11 protein-coding genes are annotated in these 13,426 nt (G+C 70.1%); 9 read left to right on the top strand and 2 right to left on the bottom strand.

Features of this window, described 5'->3' with window-relative positions; genetic code table 11:
* Positions 1-2: 2 nt before the first annotated feature.
* The gene (locus AMY39116_RS0303650) at positions 3-824 is read right to left on the bottom strand and encodes a transporter substrate-binding domain-containing protein (RefSeq protein ID WP_020416354.1); all 822 of its coding nucleotides are present in this window, start codon (positions 822-824) and stop codon (positions 3-5) included.
* 393 nt (positions 825-1,217) lie between these two features.
* Positions 1,218-2,645: a M20/M25/M40 family metallo-hydrolase gene (locus tag AMY39116_RS0303645; protein WP_020416353.1), complete on the bottom strand. Its 1,428-nt coding sequence runs from the start codon at positions 2,643-2,645 to the stop codon at positions 1,218-1,220.
* Positions 2,646-2,799: 154 nt separating this feature from the next.
* On the opposite strand from AMY39116_RS0303645, the gene AMY39116_RS0303640 reads away from it, so the two are divergent.
* The 9 genes from AMY39116_RS0303640 (at position 2,800) to AMY39116_RS0303600 (ending at position 13,425) form a co-directional block, all read left to right on the top strand.
* Positions 2,800-3,591 (top strand): ATP-binding cassette domain-containing protein, encoded by a 792-nt coding sequence (locus tag AMY39116_RS0303640; RefSeq protein WP_020416352.1) that lies wholly within the window; start codon positions 2,800-2,802, stop codon positions 3,589-3,591.
* Positions 3,579-4,403 carry an ABC transporter ATP-binding protein gene (locus AMY39116_RS0303635; protein ID WP_020416351.1) on the top strand — a complete coding sequence of 275 codons (825 nt, stop codon included), beginning with the start codon at positions 3,579-3,581 and terminating at the stop codon, positions 4,401-4,403. Before AMY39116_RS0303640 ends, AMY39116_RS0303635 begins: the two co-directional genes overlap by 13 nt.
* Positions 4,400-6,211, top strand: a complete 1,812-nt coding sequence (locus tag AMY39116_RS0303630; protein WP_020416350.1) for a long-chain fatty acid--CoA ligase — start codon at positions 4,400-4,402, stop codon at positions 6,209-6,211. The genes AMY39116_RS0303635 and AMY39116_RS0303630 overlap by 4 nt, the downstream gene beginning before the upstream one ends.
* On the top strand, positions 6,208-7,104 hold the full coding sequence (locus AMY39116_RS0303625; RefSeq protein WP_020416349.1) for a branched-chain amino acid ABC transporter permease: 897 nt from the start codon (positions 6,208-6,210) through the stop codon (positions 7,102-7,104). Before AMY39116_RS0303630 ends, AMY39116_RS0303625 begins: the two co-directional genes overlap by 4 nt.
* Positions 7,104-8,201: a branched-chain amino acid ABC transporter permease gene (locus AMY39116_RS0303620; RefSeq protein WP_020416348.1), complete on the top strand. Its 1,098-nt coding sequence runs from the start codon at positions 7,104-7,106 to the stop codon at positions 8,199-8,201. The genes AMY39116_RS0303625 and AMY39116_RS0303620 overlap by 1 nt, the downstream gene beginning before the upstream one ends.
* 14 nt (positions 8,202-8,215) lie before the next feature.
* The gene (locus tag AMY39116_RS0303615) at positions 8,216-9,490 is read left to right on the top strand and encodes an ABC transporter substrate-binding protein (protein ID WP_020416347.1); all 1,275 of its coding nucleotides are present in this window, start codon (positions 8,216-8,218) and stop codon (positions 9,488-9,490) included.
* A gap of 357 nt (positions 9,491-9,847) precedes the next feature.
* Positions 9,848-11,056 carry a pyruvate dehydrogenase (acetyl-transferring) E1 component subunit alpha gene (gene pdhA, locus AMY39116_RS0303610; RefSeq protein WP_027935599.1) on the top strand — a complete coding sequence of 403 codons (1,209 nt, stop codon included), beginning with the start codon at positions 9,848-9,850 and terminating at the stop codon, positions 11,054-11,056.
* Positions 11,056-12,084, top strand: a complete 1,029-nt coding sequence (locus AMY39116_RS0303605) for an alpha-ketoacid dehydrogenase subunit beta (RefSeq protein ID WP_020416345.1) — start codon at positions 11,056-11,058, stop codon at positions 12,082-12,084. Before pdhA ends, AMY39116_RS0303605 begins: the two co-directional genes overlap by 1 nt.
* Before the next feature lie 6 nt (positions 12,085-12,090).
* Positions 12,091-13,425, top strand: coding sequence for a dihydrolipoamide acetyltransferase family protein (locus AMY39116_RS0303600; RefSeq protein ID WP_020416344.1), 1,335 nt, complete (start codon positions 12,091-12,093; stop codon positions 13,423-13,425).
* Position 13,426: the final 1 nt, after the last annotated feature.

Raw genomic sequence — 13,426 nt, 5'->3', positions numbered from 1 at the left:
GGTTACTTGCTTTCCGGCAGCTTGTTGAACCACTTCTGGTAGATGGCGTCGTAGCGGCCGTCCGCCTTGGCGGCGTTGATGACCTCGTTGACCTTCGCGAGCAGCGCGCCGTTGCCCTTGCGCACGGCGACGCCGTACTGGTCACCGGTCTTGAACTCGGTCGTCACCTCGACGTCCGGGTTGGTCTTGAGGAACTCGTAGTGCACCGAGTTGTCGTTGATGCCCGCGTCGACCTGGCCGGTCTTGACCGCGGTCTGCTCCAGCGCGAGGTCCTCGAACTGGACGATCTCGTAGCCGTACTGGGCCTTGTTCGCCTCGGCGTAGTCCTCACCGGTGGTGCCGAGCTGGACGCCGAGCTTCTTGCCGCGCAGCTTCTCCAGGCTGTCGATGCCGGAGCCCTTCTTGACCAGCAGCGCCTGGTTGGCGTCGAAGTAGCCGACCGAGAAGTCCATCACGGCCTGCCGCTCCGGGGTGATCGTCATGGCCGCGGCGGCGACGTCGCACTGGCCGGTGTTGAGCGACTCGCCCGACTCGATGCCCTCGAACGGGGTGTCGAAGATCTTCTGCTGCACCCCGAGGTTCTGCGCGACCATGTCCACGAGGTCCACGTCGAACCCGACGGTCTTGTCACCCTCGGTGAACTGGAACGGCGCGTACGGCAGGTGTGTGCACGTGGTGAGGAAGCCGGTCTCCTTGAGGCTGATCTCACCGCCGGCCTGGGTGTCGCCGCCGGTGTTGACCTCCTGCGCGCAGGCCGTCGCGGTCGCCGCGATGGCGAGCGTGGCCGACAGAACAAGCGCATTGCGTAACGATCGACGCGACACGGTTTACTCCTAGTAGGTCATACTTATCGAGTGCACGCATCCTGCCACTTGTTGACGGTCACGCACAGCATCGAGTGGTTACGGCCGCATTTCGGGTCTACCCGGTAACCAGTCGGTAACACGCGGGTGACCCTGCGTGGCCCGGAGCACAGGCCGGCTGTGGCCGAAACCGCGGCGCCAACGTCGTCACGGTGGCGGCCGCTGCTGTTCATCAAGCGAGTGGCGGGCCGGCGGCTCGCACCGTGGCCTGCTGCGCGACCGACCCACCTACCGCTTCACCGCGGCGCCCGCCGCCAGCGTGTTCGTCCTCGGGGACTGGGGGGCTGTCGGGTGGGCGGCTCCCGGCGCCGGACCAGCAGTCGTCCCTGCTGGTGGTCGGCGCCGGGGTCGCGATCAGCCGCGGGCGTGGGCGTCCAGCATGTGCGCCACCGCCTCGGTGAGCCGCTTCGCCTGGGCCAGGTGCAGCCACTCGTCGGGGACGTGGGCGTTCGAGTCGGGCCCCAGCGCGCCCGTCACCAGGAACTGCGCCTCCGGGTACTTCTCGCCCAGCAGGCCCATGAACGGGATCGACCCGCCGAGCCCGACGCTGCGCCACGGCGCTCCGAAGACCTCGTCGCTGACCCGCTCCAGCGCCGAAGCCAGCCACGGCGACGGGTCGGGCGCGTTCCAGCCGTTCGCGGACTCCAAACCGGACAGTTCGACCACCGCGCCGTAGGGCACGTCCGTGGTCAGCGCCTTCTCCACCGCGTTCAGCGCCGCCGCCGCGTCGGCCGTCGGCGGGAGGCGGAAGCTCAGCGCCAGCGTCGTGTGGTCGCGCAGGACGTTGCCGGCGTTCGCCGGCTCCGGAAAGCCCTCGGCGCCGATCACCGACAGCGTGGGCCGCCACGACTGGTTCAGCAGCAGCTCCAGCTCGTCGTCCGACACCGGGCGCATCCCGGGCATCAGCGGGAACGAACCACTGATCGCACCGGGGGCCACCGCGACCGTCGCGGCCGCCTCTTCACGGCGGTTGGCCGGGATGTCGACGTTCAGCTCCGCCAGCTTGATCTCGCCCGTCTCGGCGTCCTCGATGCGGTCCAGCAGCTGCCGCAGCACCCGGAACGAGCTCGGCACCACGCCGCTGGCCAGCCCGGAGTGCGCCGCCGCCTGGAGCACCCGCACCGTGACGTGCACCTGCGTCATCCCGCGCAGGCTCGTCGTCAGCCACAGCCGCTCGTAGTCGTTGCCGCCGGAGTCCAGGCACACCACGAAACTCACGCGGCCCAGCCGCTCGGACAGGTGCTCCAGGTACCGCGGCAGGTCGGGGCTGCCCGACTCCTCGCCGGTCTCCAGCAGGATCACCGATCGCGCGTGGGCGCCGCCTGCCGCGTGCACGGCTTCCAGCGCGGCCGTCGCCGCGTAGCCGGCGTACCCGTCGTCCGCCGAGCCGCGGCCGTACAGCCTGCCGTCGCGGACCACCGGGGTCCACGGGCCGAGCCCCTCCGCCCAGCCGCCGACCGGGGGCTGCTTGTCGAGGTGGCCGTAGAGCAGCACGGTGCCGCGGTCCTCCGCGCCGGGCGTCGCCGGGACGTCGACGAGCAGCACCGGGCTGCATCCGTCGAGCCGCACCACGTCGAGCGTCGCGCCGGGCAGACCGCGCCCGGCGATCCAGTTCTGCACGTGCCGCACCGCGGCGTCGAGGTGCCCGTTGCCGGCCCAGTCGGGGTCGAAGGCCTGCGACAGGGCGGGGATCTCCACCAGGCCGGACAGGCTCGTCAGCACCTCGCCGTCCCAGAGGCGCTGCACGGTTTCACGCACGGTCGTCTGCTCCACCCGGGCCATTCTGCCAGCCATCGCCAGGTCACAGTTCGGCTCCGCATTGGCCTCCACCCGTGACCGCTAGCCACCTTCCGTATTCAATGTGATCTCAATCACCCACATTGGGGACAAAACGCCCGGTTCGACGAGGAACGGAGGGCACGCCTTGTCACCACCCGTGCTGGCGGTGAACAACCTCGAAGTGGTGTACGACGACGTGGTGCTGGTCCTCCGGGGCCTCAGCCTGGAGGTCCCCGACGGCGCGATCGTCACGCTGCTGGGCGCGAACGGAGCGGGCAAGACGACCCTGCTGCGGGCGATCACCGGCCTGCTCGTGCCACACCGCGGCAAGATCACCAAGGGCACGGTCCGCTTCCGCGACGAGGACATCACCGGCGCCGACCCAGCCGTCGTGGTGCGCAAGGGCATCGCGCAGGTGATGGAGGGCAGGCGGATCTTCGCCGAGATCACCGTCGACGAGAACCTGCGCACCGGCGCCTACACCCGCCGCTCCCGCACCGAGGTCCGCGAGTCTTACGCCAGGGTGATGGACCTGTTCCCGGTACTGAAAGAGCGCCGCCGCTCGATCGCCGGTTACCTCTCCGGCGGCGAGCAGCAGATGCTCGCGATCGGCCGCGCGCTCATGGCGTCGCCGAAGCTCCTGCTGCTCGACGAGCCCTCGCTCGGTCTCGCGCCCAAGCTGGTCGAGCAGGTGCGGGACATCATCGTCGAGATCAACGGCCAGGGCACCAGCGTCCTGCTGGTCGAGCAGAACGCCGTGATGGCGCTGTCGATCGCCGGGTCCGGCTACGTCGTCGAAACCGGGAAGGTCGTCAAGGACGGCCCCGCCGCCGAACTCCTCGCCGACGAGGACATCCGCGAGTTCTACCTCGGCGCCGCCCAGCACGAGGAGCGGCGCAGCTTCGCCGAAGTCAAGAGCTACCGGAGGAAGAAGCGATGGAGCGCGTGACCACCAGCGACCCCGCACCCGCCCGGGAGGACGAAGCCGACACCGATCGACCGATCCTCGAAGTCCGCGACCTGACACTGCGGTTCGGCGGGGTCACGGCGCTGGACGGCGTCAGCTTCGAGGTCGGCCGCGGCGAGCTGTTCGCCGTGATCGGCCCGAACGGCGCGGGCAAGACGTCGATTTTCAACTGCCTCAACGGGGTCTACCGCCCGCAGGAGGGCAGCATCACGCTCGACGGCCAACGGCTGGTCGGCCGCGCGCCCGCCGCCATCGCCGCGATGGGCGTCGCGCGCACGTTCCAGAACCTCGGCCTGTTCGAGCACCTCACGCTCATCGAGAACCTGATGCTCGGCCGCCACCACCTGATGCGCACCGGGTTCGGCACCGGGATGCTCTGGTGGGGCCGCGCGAAGCGGGAGGAGGTCCGGCACCGCGCGGCCGTCGAGGAGATCGTCGAACTGCTCGAACTCGAGCCGTACCGCCGGATGCCCGCCGGGATGCTCCCCTACGGCGTCGCGAAACGCGCCGAGCTGGGCCGCGCGCTGGCGATGGAACCGTCGCTGCTGCTGCTCGACGAGCCGGTCGCCGGCATGAACCTGGAGGAGACCGAGGACACCGCGCGCTACCTGGTCGAGGTCCGGCGGGAGCTGGGCCTGGCGATGATCCTCGTCGAGCACGACATGCGCCTGGTCATGGATCTCGCCGACCGGGTGCTCGCCCTGGACTTCGGCGTCGCGATCGCCACCGGCAAGCCGTCGGAGATCCAGAACCACCCCGCTGTCATCGAGGCCTACCTGGGCGGTGCGCGATGAGCACGGCACTGGCCGCTCCCCCGGACGTGCGGACGCTGCCCGCGCGCTTGCTGGAACACGCCCGCACGCTGGGCGACAAGACCGCGATGCGGGAGAAGCACCGCGGCCGCTGGCGCGAGTGGACCTGGTCCGCCTACGCCGAGCGGGTCGCCAACGTCGCCGCCGGCCTGCGCGAACTCGGCGTCGAGCCGGGCGACCGGGTGGCGATCCACGCCGAGAACCGGCCCGAGTGGGTGGTCGCCGACCTGGCCGTGCAGGGCATCGGCGCGATCAGCATGGGCGTCTACCCGACCTCGCCCGAGACCGAGGTCGAGTACCTGCTGTCGCACTCCGGCGCGAAGGTGCTGATCGCCGAGGACGAGGAGCAGCTGGACAAGGCGCTCGCGGTGCGCGGCAGACTGCCCGACCTGCGGCGTCTGGTGGTGATGGACCCGCGCGGGGTGCGCGTGGAGGCGCTGCCCGACCTGATGACGTTCGAGCAGCTGGAACGCCCGCGGGACAACGCGTTGCGCGACTACCAGGAGTCGGTGTCCCGGCTCGACCCGGACGCCACCGCCATCCTCGTCTACACCTCCGGCACCACCGGACCGCCCAAGGGCGCGATGATCTCGCACGCCAACCTCGTCGCGGCCGGGCGCACCTTCATCGACGCGCTCGGCGGCGGCCCGGACGACGAGGTGCTGTCCTACCTGCCGCTGTGCCACATCGCCGAGCGGCTGACCTCGGTGATCGACTCGGTGTGGGCGGGTTCGGTGGTCAACTTCGGCGAGGGCGGCCCGTCCTTCCTCAACGACCTGCGCGACGTGCAGCCGACGGTGTTCCTCGGCGTGCCGCGAGTGTGGGAGAAGATGCTGGCGGGCACCGAGATCCGGATGGCCGACGCCTCGCGGCTCAAGCGCGGTCTCTACCGGTTCTGGCTCAAGCAGGGCCGCCGGATCGCGCCCCGCCGCATGACCGGGCGGCTGTCCGCGGGCGACCGGTTCCGGCTGTGGCTCGCGGAGTTCCTCGTTTTCCGCGCCCTGCGGGAGAAACTCGGACTGGTCCGGGTCCGCACCGCGTTGTCCGGCGCCGCGCCGATCGCGCCGCAGGTGCTGGAATACCTGTGGGCCATCGGGGTTCCGGTGCGCGAGGGCTACGGCCAGACCGAGAACACCGCGCTGGCCACGCTCACCCCGGACGGCGACGTGCGGCTCGGCGCGGTCGGCAGACCGCTGCCCGGCGTGGAGGTCCGCATCGCCGAGGACGGCGAGATCCTCACCCGCTCGGCCGGGGTGTTCCAGGGCTACTTCCGCAACCCGGAGGCCACCGCGGCGGCGGTGGACGCGGACGGCTGGCTGCACACCGGCGACGTCGGCGAGATCGACGCCGACGGGTTCCTGCGAATCACCGACCGCAAGAAGGACATCATCATCACCGCGGGCGGCAAGAACATCTCGCCGTCGGAGATCGAGAACCGGCTGAAGGTCTCGCCGTTCGTGCGCGAGGCGATCGTGATCGGGGACCGCCGCAAGTACCTCACCGCGTTGATCGGGATCGAGGCGGAGACGGTCGGCAACTGGGCGACCCGCCGCGGCCTCGCGTACACGACCTACGCCGACCTGTCGGCCAAACCCGAGGTGGTGGCGCTGATCCAGCAGGTGGTCGACGAGACCAACCGGGAGTTCTCGCAGGTCGAGCAGATCAAGCGGTTCTCGTTGATCGGCAAGGAACTCGACCACGAGGCCGGCGAGCTGACCGCGACGCAGAAGGTCAAGCGACGGGCCATCGAGCTGCGGTTCGAGCACGAGATCGAGGCGATGTACCGGTGACGACGTTCCTGCAGAACTGCTTCGCCGGACTCGCCCTCGGGTCCACCTACGCCCTGGTGGCGCTGGGTTTCGTGGTCATCTACAAATCGACGGGGGTGATCAACTTCGCGCAGGGCGGGCTGCTCGCGCTCGGCGCCTACCTCGGGTTCACCTTCGCCAACAACCTGGCGATCGCCTTCGGTGTGGCGATCCTGCTGGCGTGCGCGTCGGCGGCCCTGGTGGGCGCCGGGTTCGAGCGGATCGTGTTGCGGCGCATGGTCGGGCAGCCCCCGTTCGCGGTCATCATGATCACCATCGGCCTGCTGTTCGTGCTGGAGCCGCTGATCACGGCGATCTGGGGCTTCGACAACCTGCAGGTCGAGAACCCGTGGAACATCCAGACCGTCGAAGCAGGCGGGATCGTCTTCGGCGTGCGGGACCTGTGGACGATCGGGCTGACCGCGGCGGTCGTCGTCGGGTTCTTCCTGTTCTTCCGCTTCACCTCGCTCGGCCTGGCGATGCGGGCCACCGCGTTCGACCCGGAAGCGGCGCTGGCGCAGGGGATCAGCGCACGCCGGGTGTACGCGGTCTCGTGGGCCATCGCGTCGGCGCTGGCCGCGCTCGCCGGGATCACCATGGCGGCCGGGCCGGGCGGGCTCTCCCCGTCGATCGGGTTCATCGCGCTCGCGGCGTTCCCGGCGATGATCCTCGGCGGCCTCGACTCGCCCGCGGGCGCGGTGCTCGGCGGCATCGTGATCGGGCTCGCCGAGGCGCTCACCCGCGGCTACCAGGACCAGTTGTTCTCCTGGGCGGGCGACAACGTGTCGATCATCGTGCCCTACCTGCTGATGATCGTGATCCTGCTGATCCGGCCGTACGGCCTGCTGGGAACCAAGGACGTACGGAGGATCTGATGCCCAAGCCGCACCGCAACCTCGTCCGGGACTACGCCCAGGACCTGCGCCTGTTCGGCTCGCCGATGTCGAAGTTCGGGCTGGCGCTGATGATCGCGGCGTTCCTGGTGCTGCCGACGGTGCTGCAGGACGACTTCTGGCTGTCCGTGCTGATCTACGCCGGCATCACCGCGGTCGGCGCGATCGGCCTCAACCTGCTCACCGGATACTGCGGGCAAATCTCGCTCGGGCACGCGTTCTTCATCGGCGCGGGCGCGTACGTGACGGCCAAGGTCGGCGGCGACTTCGGCCTGCCGTTCCCGCTGTGGCTGCTCGCGGCCGCCGGGATCGGCGCGTTGCTGGGCGGGCTGATCGGGCCGTTCACGCTGCGGCTGCGCGGCCACTACCTGGCGATCGTCACGCTCGGGCTGGTGTTCGTCGGCGAGCACCTGTGGCGCAACCTCGACGACTTCACCGGCGGCAACTCCGGCACCTCGGTCAACGCCGACGTCGCGATCGGGCCGGTGAACTTCGCCGACCTGTCGATCTTCGGCGAGAGCTACTCGCGCAACCAGGGCTGGTTCTGGCTGGTCTGGGCGCTGGTCGGGCTGGTGGCGCTGCTGGTGAAGAACCTGGCCCGCACCCGCCCCGGCCGCGCGCTGCAGGCGGTGCGGGACCGCGACCAGGCCGCCGAGGTGATCGGCGTGCGGGCGGGCCGGTACAAGATCGGCGCGTTCATGATCTCCAGCGCGATCGCGTCCGTGGCGGGCGCGCTGTTCGGGTCCTACCAGCAGTTCGTCAGCCCCGACGAGTGGAACCTACTGCTGTCCATCCAGTACATCGCGGTGATCATCGTCGGCGGTCTCGGCACGATCTTCGGATCGGTGCTCGGGGCGCTGTTCGTCGGCGCGCTGCCCGCGTTGATCGACCGCTACAGCGACGTCATTCCCGGCGTCCAGACGAGCGTGGGCGATTCGGGGTTCATCAGTGTGTTCGCCCTCAACCAGGCCATCTTCGGGTTGCTGATCGTGCTGTTCCTGGTGCTCGAACCACGCGGGCTCGCGGGCATCTGGCTGCGCGTCAAGACCTATTTCAAGGCCTGGCCGTTTTCCTACTAGTCCTGGAGGCGTCCATGAAGAGAACGCGGATCGCGGCGGCACTGGCCGCGGCGACGCTCGTGCTCGCCGCGTGCGGCGGCGCGGGCGACGACGAAGGCGGTGGCGGCGGGCAGGCCGGCAACCCCGGCGCCACCACCGGCTTCGACGGCACCACGATCAAGCTCGGCGTGCTGTCCCCGCTGTCCGGGCCGGTCGCGGTCATCGGGCAGCCGCTGACCTCGGGCAACAAGGTCTGGTTCGACGCGCTCAACGCCCGCGGCGGCATCGCGGGCAAGTACAAGGTCGAGCTGGTCCAGGAGGACACCCAGTACCGGCCGGAAGTGGCGGTGCAGCAGTACAACAAGGTCAAGGGCGACGTCGTCGCATTCACCCAGCTGCTGGGCACGCCGTCGACGCTGGCCGTGCTGCCGCAGCTGCGCGCGGACAAGATGCTCGCCGCGCCCGCTTCGCTGGACGCGCTGTGGGTGCGTGAGGAGAACCTGCTGCCGGTCGGCGGCCCGTACCAGGTGCAGTCGATCAACGCCATGGACCACTACCTCACCGAGGGCGGCGGCACCAAGGACTCCAGGATCTGCACGATGGTCCAGGACGACGTCTACGGCGAGGCGGGCCAGGCCGGGATCGACTTCGCGGCGAAGAGCTACGGCTTCACCGTGGCGAACACGCAGCGCTTCAAGTCGGGCACGGAGAACTACGCCGGGCAGATCGGCGCGCTCGCCGGCGCGGGCTGCCAGATGGTGTTCCTGACCGCGACCCCGACGGACGCTGCCAAGATCTGGGGCACCGCGGCGCAGGCCCGGTTCGCGCCGAAGTGGTACGGGCAGTCGCCGAGCTACACGTCGGCGTTCGCCAAGTCCGCGATCGCGCCGTACCTGCAGCAGTACGTCACGATCGTCGCCGAGGGCACCGAGTGGGGCGACAACTCCGTGCCCGGCATGGCCGACATGGTCAACCGGAAGAACCAGTTCGCGCCGCAGCAGGAGCCGGACTACTACTTCGCGTTCGGCTACAACCAGGCCCGCGCGATGACCGCGGTGCTGGAGAAGGCCGTCGAGCTGGGCGACCTGTCCCGCGACGGCATCCTCAAGGCGTCCAGCGAGCTGGGCACGGTGTCCTTCGACGGCCTGACCGGCGACTACAAGTACGGCCCGGCCGACACCCGCAACCCGCCGCGGTCGAGCACGCTGTTCAAGGTCGACCCGTCGAAGCCGTTCGGGCTCGCCACCCTCAAGTACAACTTCAGTTCACAGGCGGCACAGCAGTACCAGTTCACCAAGGCCAACCTGTAACCGGGTGGCGTGACGCAGGTCACCAGCACCACCGAGACGGGCCACCTCCCGAGCGCTCTCCGCGACGGAGGTGGCCCGTCCGTCACTTCCGGGCAGGTGAGCGCGCGCCTCCAGGGCCGACTATCGGTGGGTCGTCGGTCGGGCTTCCGAGCGTTTGCCCAGCTCAGGGCGGACTTCCACAGCAACAAATCAGGCGCGGACCTGCACTCGCGGGGCTGGTTCGTGTCAGGATGTTCCCCGTAAGCCGTCACGGCCGACGGCTGCCGAGCGCTTCGGATCCGAACCGTCGGTGGCCGCCGGTCAGCCATCAGCGGCCGCCACAAGCGGCCTCGTGGCAGGACACCGAGGAGAACGCGCATGCCGTCCCCCGAACAGTGGACGCACCCGGAGCCCGGCGAAGGACCGGCCGCACAGGCCGCACAACCATCGCGGGAGCAGGTGATCGCCGGTTTGCGAAACACGGACGCTGGTGGCGCTGAGGTGACTCAGCTGCTCACCCCCGAAGGCGAGCGGATCGCTTCGCCGCAGTTCGACCGCTACATCTCCGACATCGACCCGGAAGCGCTGCGCGGGCTCTACCGCGACATGGTGCTGGTCCGCCGGGCCGACCGGGAAGCCAACGCCATGCAGCGCCAGGGCCAGCTCGGCATCTGGGTCCCGCTGCTCGGCCAGGAAGCCGCGCAGGTCGGCTCCGGCCGCGCGCTCAAGCCGCAGGACATGGCCTTCCCCAGCTACCGGGAACACGGCGTGGCCTACACCCGCGGCGTCGACTTCAAGGAACTGCTGGGCATCTTCCGGTGCACCGACCACGGTGGCTGGGACTTCCAGGCCCACGGCTTCCACCCGTACACCATCGTGATCGGCAACCAGGTCCTCAACGCCGCCGGATACGCGATGGGCCAGAAGTTCGAGGGCAAGGTCGGCGACGACGACGGCGAGGCCACGATCGTCTACTTCGGCGACGGCGCCACCTCGCAGGGCGACGTGCACGAGGGCTTCGTGTGGGCCGCGGTGTACGACGCGCCGCTGGTGTTCTTCTGCCAGAACAACCAGTGGGCGATCTCCGAGCCGACCGAGCGCCAGTCGCGCCTGCCGCTGTACCAGCGCGCGCGTGGGTACGGGTTCCCCGGCATCCGCGTCGACGGCAACGACGTGCTGGCCTGCCTCGCGGTGACCCGGTGGGCGCTCGAAGAGTGCCGCCACGGCAACGGCCCGGTGCTGATCGAGGCGTTCACCTACCGGATGGACGCCCACACCACCACCGACGACCCGACCCGCTACCGGCTCTCCGACGAGCTCGAGGTGTGGAAGCACAAGGACCCCATCGAGCGCGTGCGGGTGCACCTGGCGCGCAGCGGGTTCGCCGACCAGGCGTGGTTCGAGCAGATCCAGGCCGAGGCCGACGCGTTCGCCGCGGACCTGCGCGAGTTCTGCTTCAACATGCCCGAACCGCCGCCGGAACGCGTGTTCGCCAACGTCTACGCCGAACCGTCGCCCGTGCTCGACGCGCAGCGCGACGAGTACCTGTCCTACCTCGCCGGTTTCGTGGAAGCGGGTGAGCGCTGATGGCCGCCCCCGTCAAGTCCCCTGTGGACGGTGCCGTGCCCGCGGTGCAGAAGCTGACCATCGGCAAGGCCCTGAACCTGGGCCTGCGTGCCGCGATGGAGGCCGACGACAAGGTCATCGTCCTCGGTGAGGACGTCGGCAAGCTCGGCGGCGTCTTCCGCATCACCGACGGGCTGCAGAAGGACTTCGGCGAGCAGCGCGTGCTGGACACGCCGCTGGCCGAGTCCGGCATCATCGGCACCGCGGTCGGCCTCGCCGTGCGCGGGTTCCGGCCGGTGTGTGAGATCCAGTTCGAGGGCTTCATCTTCCCCGGCTTCGACCAGATCTCTTCGCAGCTGGCGAAGCTGCACTACCGCACGCAGGGCAAGGTCAAGGTCCCGGTGGTCGTGCGGGTGCCCTTCGGCGGCGGGATCGGCGCGGTCGAGCACCACTCCGAGTCGCCGGAGTCGCTGTTCGCGCACATTCCCGGGCTGAAGGTCGTGTCGTGCTCCAACCCGGCCGACGCATACTGGATGATCCAGCAGGCCATCGACTGCGACGACCCGGTGCTGTTCTTCGAGCCGAAGCGGCTCTACCACAACGGGCAGCTCAAGTCCGAAGTGGACACCAGCACGCCGCCGGGGCCGCTGTTCGCCTCGCGGGTGGTGCGCCAGGGCACCGACTGCACGCTGGTCGCCTACGGGCCGTCGGTCAAGGTGTGCCTGGATGCTGCCGAGGCCGCGGCGGAAGAGGGCCGGTCGCTGGAGGTCATCGACCTGCGCACGATCTCGCCGCTCGACCTCGCGCCGGTGTTCGAGTCGGTGCGCCGCACGGGGCGTCTGGTCGCGGTCAGCGAGGCGTCGTCGGAATCGTCGATCACCTCGGAGATCGCCGCGCGCGTGCAGCAGGAGTGCTTCTACTCGCTGGAGGCGCCGGTGCTGCGGGCCACCGGGTTCGACACCCCGTACCCGCCGTCCAAGCTCGAGGAGCACTTCCTCCCCGACCTGGACCGGGTGCTGCACACCGTCGACCGCGCGATGGGCTGGTGAGGCGGGGTGCCCGAGTACAAGCAGTTCCTGCTCGCCGACACCGCCGAAGGCCTGACCGAAGCCGAGATCCTGAACGTCCGGGTGCAGCCCGGCGACGAGGTGGCGGTCAACCAGATCGTCGTCGAGGTGGAGACCGCGAAGGCCGCCGTCGAGCTGCCCATCCCGTGGGCCGGTGTGATCACCGAGGTCCTGGCCGAGCCCGGCGCGACCGTCGAGGTCGGGGCGCCGCTGCTGACCGTCGACGTCGACCCGGCCGGGTCGTCCGCCGCTCCGGCACAGGCGGTGAACGGCTCGTCCGCGCCGGCGCCTGCCGCCGCCGAGGAGGAGATGAAGCCGCTGGTCGGCTACGGCTCGAAGACGACCGAGGCGCGGCGCCGGCCGCGCCGGGCCGCTCCGTCCGCCGCGCCGCCTGCCGCACCGCCTGCCGCTCCGGCTGCTCCGGCTGCTCCAGCGCCGGCTCCCGCGGCGGCGCGGGGTGGCTACGTGCCGCTGGCCAAGCCGCCGGTGCGCAAGCTCGCCAAGGACCTCGGTGTCGATTTGTCGACCCTGACCGGGTCGGCGGACGGTGGGATCATCACGCGCGAGGACGTCGAGCGGGCGGTCCGTCCGGCTGCTCCCGCTGCGCCTCAGACCGTGGCCGGGTCGCGTGAGCGGCGGGTGCCGGTCAAGGGCGTCCGCAAGGCGACCGCGCAGGCGATGGTGTCCAGCGCGTTCACCGCGCCGCACGTCACCGAGTTCCTGACCATCGACGTCACGCCGATGATGGAACTGCGCGAGCGGCTGAAGAAGCACCCGGACTTCGCCGGGGTGAAGCTGACCCCGCTGGCCTTCGCGGCCAAGGCCGTGTGCATGGCCGTGAAGCGGACGCCGGACGTCAACGCCACCTGGGACGAGGCGGCCGGCGAGATCGTCTACAAGGACTACGTGCACCTGGGCATCGCCGCGGCGACGCCCCGCGGGCTCGTGGTGCCGAAGATCCGGGACGCGGACGCCATGTCGCTGCCCGAGCTGGCGCGGGCGCTGGACCAGCTGACCACGACCGCGCGCGAGGGCAAGACCCCGCCCGCGGACATGGTCAACGGGACGATCACCATCACCAACGTCGGGGTGTTCGGGGTCGACACCGGCACGCCGATCATCAACCCGGGCGAGGCCGCGATCCTGGCGTTCGGCGCGATCAAGGACGCGCCGTGGGTGGTGGACGGGCAGCTCGCCGTGCGGAAGGTGCTGCAGCTGTCGCTGAGCTTCGACCACCGGCTGGTCGACGGGCAGCAGGGCTCGCAGTTCCTCGCCGACGTCGGCGCGCTGCTGGCCGATCCGGCCATGGCGATCACGTACTGAC

Origin of the sequence: Amycolatopsis sp. ATCC 39116, from assembly GCF_000231075.2 — a bacterium.
Taxonomy (GTDB): Bacteria; Actinomycetota; Actinomycetes; order Mycobacteriales; family Pseudonocardiaceae; genus Amycolatopsis_E; species Amycolatopsis_E tucumanensis.
This window is presented reverse-complemented; position numbering and strand designations above follow the sequence as displayed.

Coding starts and splice junctions, on each gene's coding strand:
- AMY39116_RS0303645 (WP_020416353.1), bottom strand. CDS start 2,645: ATGGCCCGGGTGGAGCAGACGACCGTGCGTGAAACCGTGCAGCGCCTC.
- AMY39116_RS0303635 (WP_020416351.1), top strand. CDS start 3,579: ATGGAGCGCGTGACCACCAGCGACCCCGCACCCGCCCGGGAGGACGAA.
- AMY39116_RS0303630 (WP_020416350.1), top strand. CDS start 4,400: ATGAGCACGGCACTGGCCGCTCCCCCGGACGTGCGGACGCTGCCCGCG.
- AMY39116_RS0303620 (WP_020416348.1), top strand. CDS start 7,104: ATGCCCAAGCCGCACCGCAACCTCGTCCGGGACTACGCCCAGGACCTG.
- AMY39116_RS0303615 (WP_020416347.1), top strand. CDS start 8,216: ATGAAGAGAACGCGGATCGCGGCGGCACTGGCCGCGGCGACGCTCGTG.
- pdhA (WP_027935599.1), top strand. CDS start 9,848: ATGCCGTCCCCCGAACAGTGGACGCACCCGGAGCCCGGCGAAGGACCG.
- AMY39116_RS0303605 (WP_020416345.1), top strand. CDS start 11,056: ATGGCCGCCCCCGTCAAGTCCCCTGTGGACGGTGCCGTGCCCGCGGTG.